Origin of the sequence: Nodosilinea sp. LEGE 06152, from assembly GCF_015207525.1 — a bacterium.
GTDB lineage: Bacteria > Cyanobacteriota > Cyanobacteriia > Phormidesmidales > Phormidesmidaceae > Nodosilinea.
In genome coordinates this window covers 95,318-114,768 of the sequence record NZ_JADEWR010000004.1, presented here as the reverse complement: position 1 = coordinate 114,768, position 19,451 = coordinate 95,318, and the positions used below count along the sequence as shown (strand labels likewise).

Genomic DNA, 19,451 nt, shown 5'->3' with positions numbered 1-19,451 from the left:
GTGTGTTGCATTCCAGAAGACATATTTTTGAGATTGTCAGGAACAGGATTCTTAAAATTTAAGAGGAATGTTAATAAAAAACTGAGTATCGACTCATTTGCTTAAGAATTGCTGCGTCGCTCATTAAGCGGAGAGAGACAGCTGGGAGCCTTGGGCAGTTTTGGCAACATCGATGCGGTTTTGAAAGGCCGCCCGAAAGTGGGGAATGTGGGTGACGGTGAGAATACAGGCGAAGTCAGAGGCGATCGCGTTGATGGCGGCAATCAGGCGATCGCAGCCCTGCTGGTCCTGGGTACCAAAGCCTTCGTCGATGATGAGTAGTTGTAAGGCCAAGCCAGAGCGCTGGGCCAGCAGCCGAGCCAGGGCCAGCCGCAGGGCGAAGTTGACCCGAAACGCCTCGCCGCCGGAGTAGGTTTCGTAGGGACGGGTGCCGTGGGCATCGGCAATCAAAATATCTAAAGTGTCGATGACGCCCTGACCGCGTTTAGTAGCCCGCTGGGTGACAAACTGCACGTGCAGCTGATGGGCACTAAGGCGACCCAGCAGGTGGTTGGTTTCGGCCTCCAGCTGGGGCAGCAGATTTTCAATCATCAGGGCCTGAATGCCGTTGCGGCCAAAGGCGTGGGCCAGCTCCTGGTAAACTCGCTGCCGCTGGCGCACGGCGGCCAGGTCTTGCTGCCGCTGGGCTAACCCCTGCTGTAGGGCTTCGAGGTGCTGGCGGGCCTGGTCTAGGGCACCAAGCTGGGCCAGCAGGGCATCGCGCTGGTGCTGACGGTCGGCGATCGCGTCTTCTAGCTTTTCTAGAGCGGCGGGGTCGTAGGCCAAGGCCTGGCCCTCGGCTTCTAGGGCCACAATGGCGGCGTTCAGCTGGTCCAAGTCTTGCTGCTGTTGCCGGTACTGGGACTTCAACGTGGCCAGCTCAGCCCTCTGGCTTGCGTGCTGCTGGCGGGCCTGCTCTAGGTCGCGCTGTCGCTGTCGCCAGACCTGGGCCAGCGACAGCGCCTGGCGCACCTGCTGGTGGCGATCGATGTGGTAGTGGAGCTGATCGAGGGCGGCCTGGGCGGCGGCCAGAGCCAGCCCCGGCTCACTCTGCCGGAGCTGGTCCAAGTCGGCTTCGAGCTGAGCAAGCTCGGTCTCAAGGCGCTGCTGCCGCTGGGTGAGCTGCTGCCGCCGCCGCTGCCCCTGCACCAGGTCGCGGTGTTTAATCTCGGCCCAGCGCAGGCGATCGACCTGGCCCCGCACCAGGGCGTGGTCGCGATCGTCGTAGGCTAGCTGGGCCAGGGTTTGATCAATGTGGTGCAGCTCAGCGCGGCGATCGAGGGCGTACTGGTTGGTGCTCAGGCACTGCCCCAGCCGTTTCTGCTCGGCTTCCAGGGCCTGCAGCTGCTCCTGCACCGTCGCCTGGGATGCCATTTGGGCGCTTAGCTGCCCCTGCTTTTGCAGCACCGGGGCGTAGGCCTCAAGCTCGGCCTCTACGGCTCGATACTCCTGCCGCAGCACCTGAATCTCTCGCTCGGAGACGGCTAGCTGTTCTCGGATGACCCAAATTTCTTCCTGTAGCTCTTGCTGCTGCTGGCGGTGGCGCTGCTCGACGACGGTGCGGTGGTGAGCCGTCAGGGGGCGATCGCAGAGAGGGCAGGCCGCTTCGGGCAGCCCCAGCAGCCCCAGCTTTTGACCAATCTGAGCGATCTGGGTCTCGCAGCGGCGCTGGTTGGCCTGCAATACTTCCATAAAGCTACGCCGCTCCAACCCCTTTTCGCGCACCTGCTCCTGGTAGGCCCGCCGCTGCTCCAGGTAGCCGAGGGTGTCAGAGACCTCCTGGGCTGTAGCTACCAACTGGGGGCGATCGCCCTGATGCTGCTGCAGCTGCTGGGCGCTGGCGGTGAGTTCTTCAAGGCGGGTCTGGAGGCGGGTCTGGGCCTGCTGTAGCTCTGCCTCCAGCTGCCGACGGCGCTGCTGCAGCGGCTCGGCCTGAAGCTGGAGGGCGTCGAGATGCTTGAGCTGGGCCTTAGCCGCCAAGAACTGCTTGCGGCTGGCGGCGATCGCATCACTCTGGCTCAGGAGTTCGTTGAGGTCGGCAAGCTGAGCCTGCACAGCAGCCAGCTGCATCTGAGTCTGGTTAAAGCGGGTGCGAGTGTGCTGCGAGTGAGCCTGCCAGGCTGCCTCCAGGGTCTGACGCTGGGCCTGCAGGGCTTGGTACTGCTGAAACTGCTGGTTAAGCTGGGCATCTTCGGCCTCCAGGGCCGCCAGCTCAACGACACCAGCTTCGATCGCAGCGGCCTGGGCCAGTAGGGTTTCCCGCTGACGCTGCTCCTCGGTTCGGGCGGTCAGGGCCGTCTCGGTTTGATGCAGCAGGGCGGTGAGGTGTTGCTGCTGCTGGCACTGCATCTGAAGCCGCTGCTCGACGCTGCGGTGGCTTTGCTCCAGGGCGCGCAGCTGCTGCTGGCGAGTGCGATCGCTCGACTGCTGCTGATCTAGCTGGTGCAGGGTCTGCTGCAGCTGGGCCTGACGCCGCAGCGTCGGCTCGTAGTCAGCCAGCGTGGCGATCAGCTCGTCGAGCTGGGTTTGGCGCAGGGCGGCTTCGACCTTCGCCTGCCGGACCTGATCTTTGGCCCGTTCGGCCAGCTGATCGTAGTGCTGCAGCTTGAGTAGATCGGCCAAAATTTGCTTGCGATCGCCGGGTCGCTTCAGCATAAAGTCGTCGGCACCCCCCTGGCGCAGGTAGGCCGAATTGACAAACGTGTCGTAGTCAAGCCGGAGGTGGCGGCAAATCAGTGCTTGGGTAGCCCGTACCCCGCGCTGAGTCAGCACCCGCCAGCCCGCTTCGGTATAGACCTGGAACTCCAGGCTGGTGCCCTGGCTGCGGTGGCGGCTGCGGATAACTCGATAGGTGTGATCGCCCTGCTGAAACTGAAAGCTAACGCTGGCCTCCATCGCGCCCTGGTGAATGACGTCGTCATCGGCGGCAACCCGGCTTTGGCCCCACAGCGACCAGGCGATCGCCTCTAGGAGCGACGATTTTCCAGCCCCATTCGGCCCGGCCACGCAGACCACGTGCAGCCCGCTAAAGTCGAGGCTGGCATCGCGATAGCTGAGAAAATTTTTGAGGGCAATGTGCTTAGGAATCATGGGTACGTTAGCACCACTGCCCTAAGCCTACAGTACAAGCGAACCCTGAGTACACCTGTATTTTGGAAAAACGGCTGGCTCTATGCAAAAGCGGCTGAGATGAATGCTCATCTCAGCCGCTTTTGTCGGTTCAAAATACGGAAGCGGTGGGATTTGAACCCACGAGGGAAGGTTTACTCCCCTACCTCCTTAGCAGGGAGGCGCTTTCGACCACTCAGCCACGCTTCCAAGAACAAGAAGTGAACCATAAGTTCTTCGCTAGTTTAGCAGACACTTGGCAAAGACTTGATCGAACCGGGCAACTTTTTTTGTCAGAAACCTATGCAGCTCGGCTTGGTTGCAGCTGCGGCCAAAGATAGACCAGCCCTGAAATCAGGGTGAGCGCCACCGCCAGCCAAAACAGACCCAGGGCGGGCAGATCCCAGGCGGGTGGGTGAGGGGCAATGAGCAGCGCGATCGCCGCGATTTGCACCACAGTTTTGGCCTTGCCCCACAGGTTGGCCCCTGGTACCGCCCCCCCAGACTGCAGCACCGGGTTGACGCGCCAGCCTGCGATCGTAACCTCCCGCGCCACAATTAAAAACACGCCCCAGGCGGGCACCTGATTCAGTTCGATCAGCATCAGCAGCGGCGCAAACACCAGCAGCTTGTCCACCAGCGGGTCTAAAAATTTGCCCAGGTCGGTAACCTGGTTGAGCCGCCGGGCCAGGTAGCCATCGAGCCAGTCGGTGCCCGCTGCTACCACAAAGAGGCCCGCTGCCCACCACCGCTGGGTCTCCGTTGGGGCCTGGAGCAACACCAGCAGCAGCGGCACACCCAGCAGCCGCGACACCGTAATCCAAGTTGGTAAATTCATGGCTCTAGGGTATACCGAGCCCAGCCGCTTTTACATCCTTATTCTGGGCGAGTACTGGCAGGGCTAGCTGGGCAGGGGGTTATCCTTTAATCTTGCCAAACCTGCGATCGCGCTGCTGGTAAGCGTAAATCGCCCGGTGAAACTCTGAAACATCGAAGTCGGGCCACAGGGTTTCGGTCACATAGATTTCGGCGTAGGCCAGCTGCCACAGCAAAAAATTGCTGATCCGCATTTCGCCGCTGGTTCGAATCAGCAGGTCGGGGTCGCTAATGCCAGCGGTATACAGGTGGCGACCAAACAGCTCCTCACTGATATCTTCGGGGCTGAGCTTGCCCTGCTGTACCTGTTCAGCGATCGAGCGGCAGGCCTGCACAATCTCCTGCCGACCGCCGTAGTTGGTGGCTACCGTAAACTCGATGCCGTGGTTGCCCTGGGTTTGGGTTACGGCCTGGTGAATCTCACCCTGGAGCGATCGCGGCAGTGCCGCCAGATTGCCCACAAAGCGAATGCGAACGTTTTCTTCCATCATTTCCAACAGTTCCTGGCGCAGCACCCGCTCAAACAGCGCCATCAAAAAATCTACCTCCTCGACCGGACGGCCCCAGTTCTCGGTCGAAAAAGCATAGGCCGTCAGGGCCCCAATGTTCCAGTCGCGGCAGCAGCGCAGCAGTGTTTTGAGGGTCTCAACCCCCCGGCGGTGGCCCATAATGCGCGGTAGCCCCCGCTGTTTTGCCCAGCGTCCGTTGCCATCCATAATTACCGCTACGTGCTGAGGCAGGCGATCGGGCTGGAGGTCGGCGGGCAGGGCGTAGCGAACAACAGGCTTGGTGGTCATTTTTTCTCTCGGGGAGACGATGAAGGGAGACGAAACAAGCGCAGCACGTAGGCAACCCCAAGGCTACCCAACCGCCGACCAAGGCTTCTGAGTTGAGGGGCCACCGCCTCGCGATCTACCGACTTTGAAAACTTAGACCGCAGAATACTGCGCAGGCGGCTGCTGGTCAGAGGCCGATCTAGAATACCGCCTTCCGCCAAAGAAATAGACCCTGTTTCTTCGGATACCACAACACAAAGACAGTGCTCCACTCGCTCGGTAATGCCCATCGCCGCCCGGTGACGGGTGCCCAACTGCCGTGAGGCCACCCGCTCCGAAATGGGCAAAATTACCCCCGCCGCCGCAATTCGCGAACCTCGTACCAGCATGGCCCCATCGTGGAGCAGGGTGCTGGTTTGAAAAATGGTTTGAATCAGCTCCTTAGACACTTCCGCATTGATGCGCACCCCCGGCACCGTAAAGTCTCGCTCGTCGATCAGCTTGTCGATTTCGAGAATGAGCAAAGCCCCGGTGCGGTTTTGAGACAGCTCCTTAACGGCATCGACAATTTCGTCGATTACGTTGTCGGGCTGGGGCATGGTTTCGCGGGAGGGGCTGAGCAGTTCCCACACCCGGCCCTGGCCAAGTAGCTCTAGCAGCCGCCGAAACTCCCCCTGCAGCATGAAGGCCATCGCTACCGCCGAGCCAATTACCAGCTTGTCGAGCACAAAGCCCAGCAGCGCCAGGCCCAAAAATTTGCCCAGCGCTGCCGCCAGCATCAAGAAAATCAGCCCCCGCACCATCCAGAGGGTGCGGCGCTCGCCGATGATCACCAGCACCACGTAGCTCAGCAGCAGCACCAGCACAATGTCGAGCGCCTGAAGCACGAACCTAACCTGGTCAAGGTTTGCTAGCCATTGCTCCCAGAGGTAGTTCATGCAGCGTTAGAGGATGGTGCCTGAGCGGCTGTGCGATAGGGTGGCCCGATCAGCCCCCGGCAAAACCCTGTCCAAGGCTAGCAACCGGCGCTGGCTTAGGGTGATTTGGCTTTGGGTCGCAGGGCTTCGGGTAAGCAGTCCTGACGAAGCAAATCGGCTACGGTTTCCCGCCGAATAATCAAGGTGGCGTCACCTTCGGTCACCAGCACTGCCGCCGGCCGAGGCACCCGGTTGTAGTTCGAAGCCATGCTGTAATTGTAGGCACCCGTGCCCGCAATAGTAACTACATCGCCACTCTTCAACTCAGGCAGAGCCGCATCTTTAATTAAAATATCGCCTGACTCACAGTGTTTACCGGCCAGGGTAATAGTTTCGGCCAGGGGCGCAGTCATGCGATTGGCCACCAGGGCCCGATAGACCGACTGATAGGTAATGGGGCGGGGGTTGTCTGACATGCCGCCGTCCACCGAGGCGTAGGTGCGCAGCCCAGGGATCACCTTTTGACTGCCGACGCGATAGGCGGTGACGCAGGCGGGGCCAATCAGCGATCGCCCTGGTTCGCACAGCAGCCGGGGCAGGGGAATGCCCTTGGCCTCGCAGGCGGCTACCACGCTATCGCACACGGTCTTTACCCAGGTGTCGATGCTCGGCGGGTCGTCGCTCTCGGTGTAGCGAATGCCCAGGCCCCCGCCCACGTCGAGTTCTGTCAGGGTGAGACCATAGCGCTGAGCTGTCACCATCCACTGGGCCATAACACCGCCCAGGTCGGTGTGGGGGTTGAGCTCAAAAATTTGTGAACCAATGTGGGCATGTACCCCCAGACAGTTGAGCTGCGGCTGCCCAGACAGAAATTCAAACACCGCTTCGATTTGGTCGGGGTCAAAGCCAAACTTGCTGTCGAGGTGGCCGGTGCGAATGTATTCATGGGTGTGGCACTCGATGCCGGGGGTGACCCGCAGCAGAACGGGTACGGTTTTGCCTGTCTGGGTGGCAATTTCGCCCAGGGTTTTAAGCTCTAGCCAGTTGTCGACGACAATGCGGCAGCCCACCTCGACGGCCAGAGTTAGCTCTTCTAAAGACTTATTGTTGCCGTGGAAATAAAGATTGGCTGGGGCGGCTCCGGCTTCGGTGGCGGTCAACAGTTCCCCGGCTGAGACGACATCAATGCCCAGCCCCTCGTCGGTCACGATCGCGCAGATTGCCATACAGCTCCAGGCCTTAGAGGCATAGAGCACCAGCGCCTCGCCCGGATAGTAGCGCTTAAAGCCCTGGCGGTACTGGCGACAGGCGGTGCGCAAGGTGTGGTGATCCAAAATATAGAGGGGGGTACCAAACCGCTCGACTAGATCGACGACGTCACAGCCGCCGACGCTCAAGTGGTCGTCGGGGGTAACGGTGGTAGTCAGGGGCAAAAGCTGCTGGTTCGGGGACAGCGCTCCGGTTGAGCTGTCGGGGGGCAGGTACTGGCGGCTATCGGCGGTCGAGGCCGGTATAGGGGAAGTCGAAACCATAGACGTTGCGCTCACAGAAACGAAAGAGATGGGCAGGGTTTAAGAACTTGAGGAGACAGCTGCGACTCCAAACCGGCGGTTGTCCACGAGGCAGCGCTTTAGGCGATCGCGCCGCGCCCCAACCCTCAGTGTACAATTAAGGGCTGTGCCAGTTTTGAGCCAATTAAGTTATTTGTATTTGGCCAATCACACTGTGGGCTATCTTTCCTGCCAGACTCCAAGCCACGCTGACATCCCTGCCCTAGTGGCACTCGACCAAAGCGCCCTAGGGGGGTTGTGGTCAGCAGGGGCCTACAGCCGTGAGATCAATAGCCCCAACAGCCGGTTGCTGATGTTGGTCCACAGGCCCAATGCTACTGGGGGAGACGCCACCGATCTATCGATTGCTTCGATGGCTGACCCGCAAGCTGACCGGGATAAGGGCTCAGAACCAGGCGAGCTTAAGAAAACCGCTAGCGTCACTGAGTCAGATGAACGTGAGGCAGATGCGGTCAATGAGCCTGAGGCGGCCCCCACCCTGCTGGGGCTGGGCTGCTACTGGGCCATTTTGGATGAGGCCCACATTACTATACTGGCGGTCGATCCCCGCTACCAGCGGCGGGGCCTGGGTCAATGGCTACTGGTAAATCTGCTCTTCGATGCCTGCAACTATCAAAGAGCGGCCCCGGACGACCACATTGTCCTGACCCGCGCCACCCTGGAGGTGCGTCCCTCTAACAGTCGCGCCCTGGCTCTCTACGAAAACTTTGGCTTTGAGACCTTGGGCCGCCGCCGCCGCTACTATGCTGACGGCGAAGATGCCCTGATTCTTTGGCAAAATTCCCTCAAAATGCCTGAATTTCGCGATCGCCTGGGGCAGCGATACCGCGCGGCGCGTCACCGGCTTAAACGACAGGGTTGGCAGATTGAAAATGAAAAAATAGCGGGCAACCGAACCTGAAACCGAACCTTTAAAGTTGAGAAAATTTACATTTTTTCAAATCTCAACCTATTGACCATTGGCGATCCCAAGCTGTTTTTGCAGTTTTACGAGCACGCTAACTAGGCGCGGTAAACCGGCTGTTTAGTAGGGCACAACCGACAAAAATCACTGTGCTAGAATTTGCCTATCCGGCACGCACCAGGTGATTAATACCATCATGTTTGAACGCTTCACAGAAAAAGCAATCAAGGTCATCATGCTGGCGCAGGAGGAAGCTCGTCGGTTAGGCCACAACTTTGTGGGCACCGAGCAGATTCTCCTGGGGTTAATTGGGGAAGGCACAGGCGTAGCCGCCAAGGTCTTGAAGTCGATGGGCGTCAACCTCAAAGACGCACGTATCGAAGTTGAAAAGATTATTGGTCGTGGCTCTGGTTTTGTCGCCGTTGAAATTCCCTTTACCCCCCGAGCCAAGCGTGTGCTTGAACTCTCCCTGGAAGAGGCCCGTCAGCTCGGCCACAATTACATTGGCACCGAGCACCTACTCCTGGGACTGATCCGCGAAGGCGAGGGGGTCGCGGCCCGCGTTCTTGAAAATCTGGGCGTTGATCTCTCCAAGGTGCGCACTCAGGTGATTCGCATGCTGGGTGAAACCGCTGAGGTCTCTGCCGGGGGCGGTCAAGGCCGCACTAAAACCCCCACCCTCGACGAGTTTGGCTCTAATCTGACTCAAATGGCTGCCGATGGTAAGCTCGATCCGGTGGTGGGTCGCCAGAAAGAAATTGAGCGCGTTATCCAAATTCTGGGTCGGCGCACCAAAAATAACCCGGTGTTAATTGGCGAACCCGGCGTGGGTAAAACCGCGATCGCAGAAGGTCTGGCCCAGCGCATCGGCAACGGCGACGTGCCCGACATTCTCGAAGACCGCCGAGTGGTTACCCTCGACATCGGCCTGCTGGTGGCCGGTACCAAGTACCGGGGCGAGTTTGAAGAGCGCCTGAAGAAAATCATGGATGAGATCCGCACCGCGGGCAACGTCATCCTGGTGATCGACGAGGTTCACACCCTAATTGGGGCGGGAGCTGCCGAAGGTGCGATCGACGCCGCCAACATCCTCAAGCCTGCCCTGGCCCGGGGTGAGCTGCAGTGCATCGGGGCGACCACCCTCGATGAGTACCGCAAGCACATCGAGCGCGACGCTGCCCTCGAGCGACGCTTCCAGCCGGTGATGGTGGGCGAGCCCAGCGTGGATGAAACCATTGAAATCCTCCACGGTCTGCGCGATCGCTACGAGCAGCACCACAAGCTCAAGATTGCCGACGAAGCCCTAGAGGCCGCTGCTAAGCTCTCCGATCGCTACATCGCCGATCGCTTCCTGCCCGACAAGGCCATCGACCTGATCGATGAAGCGGGTTCCCGCGTGCGCCTGATCAACTCCCAGCTGCCTCCGGCGGCCAAGGAGCTCGATCGCGAGCTGCGCCAGGTGCTCAAAGATAAGGACAACGCCGTGCGTTCCCAGGACTTTGACAAAGCCGGGGAATTGCGCGATCGCGAGATGGAAATCAAGGCCGAAATTCGGGCGATCGCCCAGAACAAGGTCACCGAAGACGCCGAGGGCGAAGACATGCCTGTAGTGGGCGAAGAAGACATCGCCCACATCGTCGCCTCCTGGACTGGGGTACCGGTGAGCAAGCTCACCGAGTCCGAGTCCGAGAAGCTGATGCACATGGAAGACACCCTGCACCAGCGTCTAATTGGTCAAGACGAAGCGGTGAAAGCCATCTCGCGCGCCATTCGCCGGGCTCGAGTCGGCCTCAAAAACCCCAACCGACCGATCGCCAGCTTTGTGTTCTCCGGCCCCACCGGGGTTGGTAAAACCGAGCTGGCCAAGTCTCTGGCGGCTTACTTCTTCGGCTCCGAAGACTCCATGATCCGCCTAGATATGTCCGAGTTTATGGAGCGCCACACGGTCTCCAAGCTGATCGGTTCGCCTCCGGGCTACGTCGGCTACAACGAGGGCGGTCAGCTCACCGAGGCGGTGCGTCGTCGGCCCTACACCGTAGTGCTGTTCGACGAAATTGAGAAGGCTCACCCCGACGTCTTCAACATGCTGCTGCAAATTCTAGAAGACGGTCGCCTGACCGATGCCAAGGGTCGGACGGTTGACTTCAAGAACACCCTGCTGATCATGACCTCCAACATCGGCTCCAAGGTGATCGAGAAGGGTGGCGGCGGTCTCGGCTTCGAGTTTGAGCAAGATCAGGCCGAGTCGCAGTACAACCGCATTCGCTCCCTGGTCAACGAAGAACTCAAGCAGTACTTCCGGCCTGAGTTCCTCAACCGCCTCGACGAAATCATTGTCTTCCGTCAGCTCACCAAAGACGAGGTCAAGGAGATCTCCGACATCCTGCTCAAGGAGGTGTTTGCTCGACTTACCGAGAAAAACATTCACCTGCAGGTCACTGAGCGCTTCAAGGAGCGCCTGGTGGAAGAGGGCTACAACCCCAGCTATGGGGCACGGCCGCTGCGTCGGGCGATCATGCGTCTGCTCGAAGACACCCTGGCCGAAGAGATTCTCTCGGGTCGTCTAGGCGATGGCGATACCGCTACCGTCGATGTCGACGACACCGGCAAGGTGACGATCCAAGCGGAACAGCGCCGCGAGCTAATCTCCGCCGAGAGCTAGCTACTGCGCTGCAGGCTGGATAGAGTGCAAGAGCGGCTGAAGTTGCTCAACCGCTCTATCCAGCCCGTAACGAGAATTATGTTATGTCTTGTGAAGATTGCCGCTCCCGTTTGGGGGCGGCATTTTACTTTTTACCCCCATGGGTCATGCGCTGGCGACCCAGAGCCGCTATGCTGGCAACACCATTTGAGAGGTTTCACCATGGGCGACACCACCAACTGCGAAAAATTGGCGGTTGTGCTTAACCGAGCTAGCCAGCAGGGCAAAAGTGCCTTTTGTAAAATGCTTTGGGGTAATCAGCCCGAAACCGTTCAGGATCAGCTCAGGCCTCTTCTTAGTGCCGAGGCCATTGATGCCCTACGCAGCGAGGAAGACTAGGAGCTTAGGGTTTCATTAGGTCACGGGTTCCCCCATCGGTCGTTTCCCTTGCTACAGTCGATAAGCGGATTGGAAAAGCATTGCAGGAGCACAGCCATGGACCAGTGGCAGCAGGGGGAAACAATTGACGTGGCGATTACTGACCTCAGCAGCAGTGGTGACGGTCTGGGGCGTTGGCAGGAGCGGGTCGTGTTTGTGCCCGACACCGTGCCTGGCGACACTGTACGTGCCCGTTTGGTGCAGGCCAAGCCCACCTTTGGCCGAGCCAAAGTGCGGCAGCTGCTCACCCCCTCGCCCGATCGCGTGCGTGCGGCCTGTATTGTGGCCGATAAATGTGGTGGCTGCCAGTGGCAGTCGATTGACTACCCGGCCCAGCTGGCGGCTAAGCAGCAGCAGGTGCTCGATGCTCTAACCCGCATCGGTGGGTTTGAGGATCTTGAGGTGCTGCCAATTTTGGCGGCAGAAGCGCCTTTGGGCTACCGCAACAAGGCCACCTACCCCCTAGGGCGATCGCCCGAAGGCCAGGTCAAGGCGGGCTACTTTCGCCAGGGTAGCCACAAGCTGGTCAACCTCAACCAGTGCCCTGTGCAGGACGAGCGCCTGAACCCCCTGCTGGCGGAGGTCAAGCGCGACATTCAGGATCGGGGCTGGTCTATCTATAACGAGACTAAGCATCAGGGGCGACTGCGGCACCTGGCCCTGCGGGTGGGCCGTCGCACTGGGCAGCAGCTGCTCACCCTGGTTTCCACCGCGCCAAACCTGAAAGATATTGAGCTGCAGGCCCAGGAATGGCGCGATCGCTACCCCGCTCTTGTCGGTGTCTGCGTCAACCTCAACCCCGACAAAACCAACGCTATCTTTGGGGCCGAGACCTTAGTTATTGACGGTGTGCCTTACATCGAAGAAATGTTTGCAGGTCTGCGGTTCCGCATCCATGCCACGACCTTCTTTCAGGTCAATACTGAGCAGGCCGAGCAGGTTTTGCAGGTAATCTCAAACGAGCTGCAGCTCACCGGTAGCGAAACCCTAATTGATGCCTACTGCGGCGTTGGTTCCCTAACCCTGCCGCTGGCCCAGAAAGCCAAACGCGTTGTGGGCATAGAAGTGCAGCCTGAGGCCGTGGCCCAGGCCCTGATCAATGCCGGACTGAACACCATCGATAACGTAGAATTTCGGGCTGGCGATGTGTCAGAACAGCTGTCGTTGGCGGCTGCCAACCTCAGCGATCCACTGGATGTGGTGGTGCTTGACCCGCCGCGTAAGGGCTGCGATCGCCCCGTGCTCGACGCCCTGCTCGAACTACACCCGCCCCGTATTGTCTACATGAGCTGTGACCCGGCTACCCTGGCCCGTGACCTCAAGGTGCTGCGGGAGGAGGGCGGTTACACCCTGACTAAGGCCCAGCCCGCTGACTTCTTTCCCCAGACTCCCCACGTAGAATGCGTCGCATTTCTGGTAGCGTAAAAGCCAGATTGGTTTTTGCGCCCGTCCCCAGCTCCTATCCTCAGCGCCTATGAAGTTCAGCACCATTGCCGACAAAATTCAGATTACTGCGGCCTCCAGTTTGACCACCGACCCCAGCCACGACCCAGATATCGCTGGGGTTGCCGCCGTTGACCAGGCTTCAATAGGGACGCTGAGCTACATTGAGGGAGACAAGTTTGCCGCCTTTGTGGCCAAGACCCAGGCCAGCGCCCTGATTTTGCCTCAGAACCCCACCATGCAGGCCCAGGCAACCGATCGCGGCTTGGCTTGGCTTAGCACCCCTGATCCGCGCCTCGCCTTTGCCCGCGCCATTGCCCTGTTCTACACGCCCTATCAGCCTGGCGCTGGCATTCATCCCAGCGCCGTTATTGACCCGACCGCCGTCTGTGGCGAACGGGTCTCGATCGGAGCCAATGCCGTAATTCAGGCTGGGGTTAGGCTGGGGGACGGCGTCTGTGTGCACCCTAACGTGGTGATTTACCCTGAGGTGCAGGTGGGCGATCGCACTGTGCTGCACGCTAACTGCACCGTCCACGAGCGAACCCAGATTGGGGCCGACTGCGCTATCCACAGCGGCGCGGTGATTGGGGCTGAGGGCTTTGGCTTTGTGCCTACCGCTCAGGGCTGGGAAAAAATGGAGCAGTCGGGCATTGTGGTGATTGAAGATGGCGTGCGGATCGGCAGCAACACCACCATTGATCGCCCTGCGGTCGGCACCACTCGCGTGGGTCGGGGCACCAAGCTCGATAACCTGATACACATCGCCCACGGCTGTCAGGTGGGCGAAGGGGTGGTGATGGCCGCTCAGGTAGGCATGGCTGGGGGCGTGATCGTTGGCAATCGAGTAATCCTAGCGGGCCAGGTGGGTATTGCCAATCAGGCTAAGATTGGCGACGGGGCGATCGCTACTGCTAAAACCGGCATCCACAGCGATGTTGCCCCCGGTGAAACGGTTGCCGGTTCGCCAGCTCTGCCCTACAAGGTATTTCTCAAGGCCTCAGCGGTGTACCGCCGCCTGCCAGATATATACAAAACCTTTCAGCAGCTGCAAAAGCGACTGCCCTAAATCCGCGTTTAGAAGCCAATGCCCAACGATTCTGCCAACGGTACGCCCGATATTCAGCAAGAGCTGCGACTTAGTCGTCCGTTTACCCTGGCCGATGCGATCGGGCATGAGGCCGGCAGCTTTATGAAGGGAGAATCGCCCATTCCTCGCCTGGTTCAGGCTAAGCACGGGGCACAGCAGGCGCTGAAAGAAGCGTTGCTCGACGGTCCTGGTGCGCTGCATCGAGTGCTAGAGCAGTGGCTCTGTAATGATGAAACTCGCCTTAGCCAGCACTCGCAGAACCCTGTCGAAGCCGTGAAAGATTTGCTGGAGACGGTACTGCGATCGCCCGAAACCTTTTACGAACTCGTGCGCCAGGCCGATGTTACCTGGGGGCAAATCTACGACTGTCGTCCCTACTTTCAGCAGCCAGGCCAACCGCCTCACCCCGACGATGAGTACACCCACGAGTCAGTCAGAGAAACCTTAAAGAACTGTCTATACGTGCTCAAACATCCCCCTCAAGTGCCCATTGGGGAGGATGGCCCAGAGGGTGAAGCCTAGAATAAATGGTTGATCAATTTAATTTAGAACCGATTCGAATACCCCAACTTCTTCGCGAGGGATAGAGGCTTTTGAGGACGTTTCTGAATGGGCACTTAGTTGTAATGGGCTACCAACCGCTTGGTAAAGAACAGCACACTTCTAAAAAACCGCTGTTGCCAAACGCAACAGCGGTAAAAAGAACTATGTGAATTGTCGATACAAACCCTAGATCGCGAAATCGGGATCAATACCGCGCCATACGGCGACAAGCCGCCCCTGTACATCGACTAGGTCGGCCGGAAACTCCATGACTGGGTAGTTGGGATTGGCGGGTTTGAGCTGCACCTGGTTGCCCTGGCGATAGAAGGACTTGAGGGTAGTGCCGCTCTCAACCCGAGCAGCGACAATGGTGCCCTCTCGAATGCCGTGGGGGTCTTTGACCGGGCGCATGATGACCACGTCTCCGTCCTGAATCATGGCCTCGATCATGCTGTCGCCAGTCACTTTGAGGGCGTAATCGCCAGACTGAATGGGCAGGCCGTTGAGATCTAAGCGCTCAACGGCATCGGTGAAGGCTTCGTTGACAAAACCAGCGGCAATGGTGCCTAAAATGGGCACTCCCCGAACGTCATCTCGAACGCGAATAGTGCGGGCTTTGCCTTCGCTCCACTCAATGTAGCCTTTGTTTTTGAGGTGCTCTAGGCGGCTTTGAATAGGAGCGGGGGAGCGCAAATTCATGGCTCGCATCATTTGGCGAATAGACGGAGAGTGCTGATTGGCTCGGATGTAATCGATTAGCCAGTCATAGAGTTCCTGTTGGGCAGTTGTTAAGGGTTCCATAGGGTTTAGCCACAGCATCAACGTCGTTTCATGGAACAAGTGTACCAGCTAGGCGGCAATCTGTCCACTGTAGCAGGAAAAAGTTGATTGATCTACCCTTACTTTCCCTAGGCGCACAGCTGCACAACAAAAAAGGCTGCCCGACGGCAGCCTTTTTTGTTGGTAGGGTTATTGCCTTTCTGCCATAGATGACTGAGGCTCAAACACCGCTTTAGCGAATGTACTCTTTTAGGATGCTGTTGCGGTTGGGGTGGCGCAGCTTGCGAAGAGCCTTGGCCTCAATTTGGCGAATGCGCTCGCGGGTGACATTGAAAATCTGACCGATTTCCTCGAGGGTCTTCATGCGACCGTCGTCAAGGCCATAGCGCAGGCGCAGTACGTCGCGTTCGCGGGGGCTAAGGGTGCCCAGCACACTCTCGAGGTCTTCTCGGAGCAGGCTCTTAGAAACCTGGTCTTCAGGGGTTTCGCCATCGGACTCGATGAAGTCGCCCAGGCGAGAATCTTCTTCTTTACCGATAGGTGTTTCGAGGGAGATGGGCAGCTGAGCCGACTTAGCGATAAACCGCAGCTTCTCGATGGTCATCTCCATACGAGTAGCGATTTCCTCTTCGGTGGGTTTGCGGCCTAGCTCCTGGGAGAGCAGCTTGGTGGTTTTTTTGATGCGAGAAATTGTCTCGTAAAGGTGCACCGGCAGGCGAATGGTGCGCGACTGATCGGCGATCGCTCGGGTGATGGCCTGACGAATCCACCAGGTTGCATAGGTCGAGAACTTGTAGCCCTTTTCGTGGTCAAACTTCTCGGCGGCCCGAATTAGGCCCAGGCTGCCTTCCTGAATTAGATCCTGGAAGGAGAGGCCACGGTTCATGTACTTTTTGGCAATTGAAACCACCAGACGCAGGTTAGACTGCACCATCTTGTCTTTAGCGCGGCGACCGATGTGCAGGCGGTGGCGGAAGCTGGCCAGACTGTAGGTTTGACCTTCGTCTTTGCTGACGGCTTCAGCCCATTCAGCATCGTAGGGATCGCGCTCAAGGGCGTCGGCCAAATCGTCGTAGATTCGCTCTAGCTTGAGCAGGTCGGCAATTTTTCGGGCGAGCTCAATTTCTTCTTCGGCCCGCAGTAGTCGAATGCGGCCAATCTCTTGCAGGTAGAGACGAATGGAGTCTTCGGTGTAGTGGCGCTTCTTGGTTTGAGTTCGGCGGCGGGTTACTTTCCCCTTAGGCGCTTTGTCATCGGCGCCGGCCTCGTCATCTTGAGCAACAAAATTCTCGTCGCCATCGCTATCGTTACCGTCGATCAGTAGATCGAGCTCAGTATCAGGGTCGATGGTGCCGAGCAGATGATTTGCTTGGGTCATGCCGCGATCCTCGTGCTCCTTAAGGTTGAAAGACAAAGACTGTGATCAGATTAACAGCTCTCTTCGGTAGATGCCCACAGTTCCGAAAAAGTGCGGATCTATTTTCTGGCGATCGGGTGGTATAGGCCCAAATAAGTAGGCTAGCTACAGCACTGATCCCGAGCTGATGGCCTAGCTCGCTGTCGCCTCTACCAGGAGGAATACATTAGCGGAGCCGAGGCTTTTCAATTTTAACTGCAATATCAGGCGATGTACCACCCCAACTTTTGAGAAGAGCGATTGAATCGGCTGAAAGGCTTAACTTTAGGGCGTAAAGCCCTGATCAAAATGAATGCTGTGCGCAGTTGAAAAACCGAGTTTGTAGAACAAATACACTACTTTTTCGTGGCCCTATTCACCAAATTGGCTATGGGCAAGGTGCACTTTGCGGTCGGCAGCGGCCATTCAAGTGAAACGTCTTTGGCCACAGATAAGGAGCAAAACTACTTGAGTAAGGCTGTCTCTCCTATGATAGAACCCTTACATTTTTAGGGCGGCGGCGAACAGAATTCCGTAAAGCTTCGCATGCCTGAGTTAATTGGCCCTGAGTCTAATAAAAAAACGGATCCAGATTTCTCATTTAAGAGAAAAAGGATCCGCTTTTTGGGTAAATAATTTGAGCTTTAGATCTTTGAAGCAGTAGCGGATGTGTAATTCGCTAAATGCCGCTGCCATCTAAAAATTCTTCGATAGCTCGATCTTGCAGGCGGCAGTAGGTGCTATCTTTCGCCTGTACAGCTCCAACCAGCACCGGCTGGAAACGGGTTTGGCCGATTGCCTGCACCTCTTTTTCTAACAATTCGATGCGATCGAGGAGTGCCCGAATGACTTGGGCCTCAGAGTCAGGCAGGCTGCCGTGCTCCAATGGGTCGACCCGTTCGCCAGCGCGGTACACAACCCGTCCGGGTACGCCGACTACCGTGCAGTCGGAGGGCACTTCCCGCAGCACTACAGAGCCTGCCCCAATCCGCACGTTGTGGCCTATGTAGATGTTGCCAAGCACTTTTGCCCCAGCCCCAACTACAACGTTGTCACCCAGGGTGGGGTGGCGCTTGCCAATTTCCTTGCCAGTGCCGCCTAGGGTGACGCCTTGATAGATGAGAGCGTAGTCGCCGACAATGGCGGTCTCGCCAATGACAACCCCCATACCGTGGTCAATGAAGACCGCCTTGCCAATGGTGGCACCGGGGTGAATTTCTATACCGGTCAAGAATCGGGCCAGGTGGGAGATTAGCCGAGGTACTAACGGCAGGCCCAGGTGCCACAGCCAGTGGCTGAATCGGTGCAGCGCCAGGGCGTGGAAGCCGGGGTAGCAGGTCAATACCTCTAGCCAATTGCGGGCCGCTGGGTCACGCTCGAAAACGATGTGAAAGTCGGCAAGCAGAGTCTTGAGCACGGGCAATGGAGTTAATGGCAGCTTCCTCATCCTAGCGTGGGCTTGCCCTCGACTAACACCTACTCGCGGGCAAGATTCTAGGGCTGATATTTTTCTGTCAAACTTTATTTCGCCAGAAAATTCACCAGACTTTTTTGCCGAACTATGGGCCGACGCTGAGGGAATAGCTGTAGCGCTGACCCTGGTTGTGGGACCCTACCCAAATGCGATAGGTACCGGCTGACCAGCTTTGGTCCTGAAGGAGGGCGTCGGGATTGCGGCGATCGCTGTCTTCGCCACAGCGAACGGTGCCGTCGGGCCCCTGCACCAGCAAACTGGTGTCGTTGCCGCCGCTGTTGACCTGGAGGGTGAGCGAGGCGAGGTCTTGCTGTAGGACCATGGTGTGGTCGGGGTTGGTGTCGGCAAACCCGGCGCAGATAATGCCGTTGCGATCGCGCCCAGCGATATTAGACAGCGCCGAAAGGCCATTGGTGAAGCCGCTAACGCTGGCGGTGGAGTTGGCCCCAGAAAGCGTGAACGATTCAAAATTTGCCTCTTGAGCCAGGGCTGGAAGGGCGGCCATGGCACCTACTGCTAAGCCTGCTACTAGGGCCAAGGCCCCCCGTCGTTGAGTCTTCATCGCCATGCCCCGGTCTTCTACAGTTCTCTTCTATGGTGCCGGGTCAGGGTTGCGATCGGCCGCCATAATAGACAGAAGTTGAAACTGTCTCTAGCTGCACCAATCGGTCTGCTGAAGCTTATCTAGATAAATGGCCCATGGCGGCCAAAGGAGGCACCAGCGATGGAACTGATCCTGTTGCTGATCTGCATCGTGAGCACCTGGGCGATCGCCCACACAATTGACAACCTAACTCATCTGGGTCAACTGCTGGTGCCGTCGCCCTGGCTGCTGGGCGGTGTTGCCCTGGTGATAGTCACCTGGCTGATGCGCGACTAGCGGCCCTGGGGCGACGTTCAAATTTAGATCCTAAGGCGTGTCATCAATTCTGGCTAAAGCCCTGATGTCCTCAGCTTGCCACGCCCGACCCAGAAAGATAGGCCGGGGGCTATAACCTCTGATTCATGGAGCATCAGCGACTCATTGATGACAGTTTCTAGATCTCGGTAGTGCCGTAGAGCTCAGGCACCTCTCGGGCTGGGGGCAATGATTTGGCATCGCGGGTCTCAATGTAGCCCGTATAGTAGGCTCCCGGCTCTATCTCTAGGGCACCAGCTACTACGTCGCCCTCTAGGCGGGCCGTGCGGCTGAGGGTGAGCTTGCCTTCAGCGTGCACTCGCGCCTTCAGCACCCCCTGCACCACAATATTCTGGGCCCTCACCTCCGGCCCTTCGATCAATCCCGTAGAGGAGATCTCAAGATCGCCTTTTATATCCACGGTGCCATGGATAACGCCGTCTACCCGCAGCATTCCCTCGGCGTGGAGCACCCCCTCAAACTCGGTTTTTTGACTCAGATAGGTCAACAGCGGAGCCGACTTGCGTTTGAACATTAGAAATTGCCCCATAACTCTA

At 58.2% G+C, this 19,451-nt stretch carries 17 protein-coding genes and 1 tRNA gene; 7 read left to right on the top strand and 11 right to left on the bottom strand.

Going from position 1 to position 19,451, the window contains the following annotated elements:
- Window positions 1-123 precede the first annotated feature (123 nt).
- The 6 genes from IQ265_RS07780 to lysA form a co-directional block, all read right to left on the bottom strand.
- Complete coding sequence (locus IQ265_RS07780; RefSeq protein ID WP_194052171.1) at window positions 124-3,129, bottom strand: SMC family ATPase; 3,006 nt, start codon at window positions 3,127-3,129, stop codon at window positions 124-126.
- Between the two features lie 138 nt (window positions 3,130-3,267).
- Window positions 3,268-3,357, bottom strand: a tRNA-Ser gene (locus IQ265_RS07775).
- Window positions 3,358-3,448: 91 nt separating this feature from the next.
- The gene (pgsA, locus tag IQ265_RS07770) at window positions 3,449-3,985 is read right to left on the bottom strand and encodes a CDP-diacylglycerol--glycerol-3-phosphate 3-phosphatidyltransferase (protein ID WP_194052169.1); all 537 of its coding nucleotides are present in this window, start codon (window positions 3,983-3,985) and stop codon (window positions 3,449-3,451) included.
- A gap of 79 nt (window positions 3,986-4,064) precedes the next feature.
- Window positions 4,065-4,820, bottom strand: coding sequence for an isoprenyl transferase (locus tag IQ265_RS07765; protein ID WP_194052167.1), 756 nt, complete (start codon window positions 4,818-4,820; stop codon window positions 4,065-4,067).
- On the bottom strand, window positions 4,817-5,737 hold the full coding sequence (gene cdaA, locus IQ265_RS07760; protein ID WP_194052165.1) for a diadenylate cyclase CdaA: 921 nt from the start codon (window positions 5,735-5,737) through the stop codon (window positions 4,817-4,819). The genes IQ265_RS07765 and cdaA overlap by 4 nt, the downstream gene beginning before the upstream one ends.
- Window positions 5,738-5,832: 95 nt before the next feature.
- A complete protein-coding gene (gene lysA, locus IQ265_RS07755; protein WP_194052163.1) occupies window positions 5,833-7,248 on the bottom strand; it encodes a diaminopimelate decarboxylase in 1,416 nt (471 codons plus the stop codon).
- 244 nt (window positions 7,249-7,492) lie between these two features.
- Between lysA and IQ265_RS07750 the strand changes: the two genes are divergently transcribed.
- The 6 genes from IQ265_RS07750 (at window position 7,493) to IQ265_RS07725 (ending at window position 14,325) form a co-directional block, all read left to right on the top strand.
- Entirely contained in the window at window positions 7,493-8,188 is a 696-nt protein-coding gene (locus tag IQ265_RS07750) for a GNAT family N-acetyltransferase (protein ID WP_347404928.1), read from the top strand.
- Between the two features lie 199 nt (window positions 8,189-8,387).
- On the top strand, window positions 8,388-10,853 hold the full coding sequence (locus tag IQ265_RS07745; RefSeq protein WP_194052161.1) for an ATP-dependent Clp protease ATP-binding subunit: 2,466 nt from the start codon (window positions 8,388-8,390) through the stop codon (window positions 10,851-10,853).
- A 201-nt stretch (window positions 10,854-11,054) separates the two neighbouring features.
- Window positions 11,055-11,231 carry a hypothetical protein gene (locus IQ265_RS07740; RefSeq protein WP_194052159.1) on the top strand — a complete coding sequence of 59 codons (177 nt, stop codon included), beginning with the start codon at window positions 11,055-11,057 and terminating at the stop codon, window positions 11,229-11,231.
- A 96-nt stretch (window positions 11,232-11,327) separates the two neighbouring features.
- A complete protein-coding gene (rlmD, locus tag IQ265_RS07735; RefSeq protein ID WP_194052157.1) occupies window positions 11,328-12,695 on the top strand; it encodes a 23S rRNA (uracil(1939)-C(5))-methyltransferase RlmD in 1,368 nt (455 codons plus the stop codon).
- Between the two features lie 49 nt (window positions 12,696-12,744).
- Window positions 12,745-13,782 carry a UDP-3-O-(3-hydroxymyristoyl)glucosamine N-acyltransferase gene (gene lpxD, locus IQ265_RS07730; protein WP_194052155.1) on the top strand — a complete coding sequence of 346 codons (1,038 nt, stop codon included), beginning with the start codon at window positions 12,745-12,747 and terminating at the stop codon, window positions 13,780-13,782.
- An 18-nt stretch (window positions 13,783-13,800) separates the two neighbouring features.
- Complete coding sequence (locus IQ265_RS07725; RefSeq protein WP_194052153.1) at window positions 13,801-14,325, top strand: hypothetical protein; 525 nt, start codon at window positions 13,801-13,803, stop codon at window positions 14,323-14,325.
- Window positions 14,326-14,532: 207 nt separating this feature from the next.
- Here IQ265_RS07725 and lexA read toward each other — a convergent pair whose 3' ends face one another.
- The 4 genes from lexA to IQ265_RS07705 all read right to left on the bottom strand — a co-directional run bounded on the left by lexA (window position 14,533) and on the right by IQ265_RS07705 (window position 18,501).
- A complete protein-coding gene (gene lexA, locus IQ265_RS07720; RefSeq protein WP_194052152.1) occupies window positions 14,533-15,147 on the bottom strand; it encodes a transcriptional repressor LexA in 615 nt (204 codons plus the stop codon).
- Window positions 15,148-15,358: 211 nt separating this feature from the next.
- Window positions 15,359-16,504: an RNA polymerase sigma factor RpoD gene (rpoD, locus tag IQ265_RS07715; protein WP_194052151.1), complete on the bottom strand. Its 1,146-nt coding sequence runs from the start codon at window positions 16,502-16,504 to the stop codon at window positions 15,359-15,361.
- Window positions 16,505-17,201: 697 nt separating this feature from the next.
- The gene (cysE, locus tag IQ265_RS07710) at window positions 17,202-17,939 is read right to left on the bottom strand and encodes a serine O-acetyltransferase (protein WP_194052150.1); all 738 of its coding nucleotides are present in this window, start codon (window positions 17,937-17,939) and stop codon (window positions 17,202-17,204) included.
- A gap of 142 nt (window positions 17,940-18,081) precedes the next feature.
- On the bottom strand, window positions 18,082-18,501 hold the full coding sequence (locus tag IQ265_RS07705) for a hypothetical protein (protein ID WP_228037697.1): 420 nt from the start codon (window positions 18,499-18,501) through the stop codon (window positions 18,082-18,084).
- 219 nt (window positions 18,502-18,720) lie between these two features.
- Here IQ265_RS07705 and IQ265_RS07700 point away from each other — a divergent pair, with 219 nt between their 5' ends.
- Window positions 18,721-18,876 carry a hypothetical protein gene (locus IQ265_RS07700; RefSeq protein WP_194052148.1) on the top strand — a complete coding sequence of 52 codons (156 nt, stop codon included), beginning with the start codon at window positions 18,721-18,723 and terminating at the stop codon, window positions 18,874-18,876.
- A 157-nt stretch (window positions 18,877-19,033) separates the two neighbouring features.
- On the opposite strand, the gene IQ265_RS07695 is transcribed toward IQ265_RS07700, so the two are convergent.
- Window positions 19,034-19,429 carry a polymer-forming cytoskeletal protein gene (locus tag IQ265_RS07695; protein ID WP_194052147.1) on the bottom strand — a complete coding sequence of 132 codons (396 nt, stop codon included), beginning with the start codon at window positions 19,427-19,429 and terminating at the stop codon, window positions 19,034-19,036.
- Window positions 19,430-19,451 lie beyond the last annotated feature (22 nt).

Excerpts from the sequence above, each read along its gene's own strand:
- IQ265_RS07745 (WP_194052161.1), top strand. The coding sequence starts at position 8,388 with ATGTTTGAACGCTTCACAGAAAAAGCAATCAAGGTCATCATGCTGGCG.
- IQ265_RS07705 (WP_228037697.1), bottom strand. The coding sequence starts at position 18,501 with ATGGCCGCCCTTCCAGCCCTGGCTCAAGAGGCAAATTTTGAATCGTTC.
- IQ265_RS07765 (WP_194052167.1), bottom strand. The coding sequence starts at position 4,820 with ATGACCACCAAGCCTGTTGTTCGCTACGCCCTGCCCGCCGACCTCCAG.
- IQ265_RS07740 (WP_194052159.1), top strand. The coding sequence starts at position 11,055 with ATGGGCGACACCACCAACTGCGAAAAATTGGCGGTTGTGCTTAACCGA.
- rlmD (WP_194052157.1), top strand. The coding sequence starts at position 11,328 with ATGGACCAGTGGCAGCAGGGGGAAACAATTGACGTGGCGATTACTGAC.
- lexA (WP_194052152.1), bottom strand. The coding sequence starts at position 15,147 with ATGGAACCCTTAACAACTGCCCAACAGGAACTCTATGACTGGCTAATC.
- rpoD (WP_194052151.1), bottom strand. The coding sequence starts at position 16,504 with ATGACCCAAGCAAATCATCTGCTCGGCACCATCGACCCTGATACTGAG.
- pgsA (WP_194052169.1), bottom strand. The coding sequence starts at position 3,985 with ATGAATTTACCAACTTGGATTACGGTGTCGCGGCTGCTGGGTGTGCCG.
- cdaA (WP_194052165.1), bottom strand. The coding sequence starts at position 5,737 with ATGAACTACCTCTGGGAGCAATGGCTAGCAAACCTTGACCAGGTTAGG.
- IQ265_RS07780 (WP_194052171.1), bottom strand. The coding sequence starts at position 3,129 with ATGATTCCTAAGCACATTGCCCTCAAAAATTTTCTCAGCTATCGCGAT.
- IQ265_RS07700 (WP_194052148.1), top strand. The coding sequence starts at position 18,721 with ATGGAACTGATCCTGTTGCTGATCTGCATCGTGAGCACCTGGGCGATC.
- IQ265_RS07725 (WP_194052153.1), top strand. The coding sequence starts at position 13,801 with ATGCCCAACGATTCTGCCAACGGTACGCCCGATATTCAGCAAGAGCTG.
- lpxD (WP_194052155.1), top strand. The coding sequence starts at position 12,745 with ATGAAGTTCAGCACCATTGCCGACAAAATTCAGATTACTGCGGCCTCC.
- lysA (WP_194052163.1), bottom strand. The coding sequence starts at position 7,248 with ATGGTTTCGACTTCCCCTATACCGGCCTCGACCGCCGATAGCCGCCAG.
- IQ265_RS07695 (WP_194052147.1), bottom strand. The coding sequence starts at position 19,429 with ATGTTCAAACGCAAGTCGGCTCCGCTGTTGACCTATCTGAGTCAAAAA.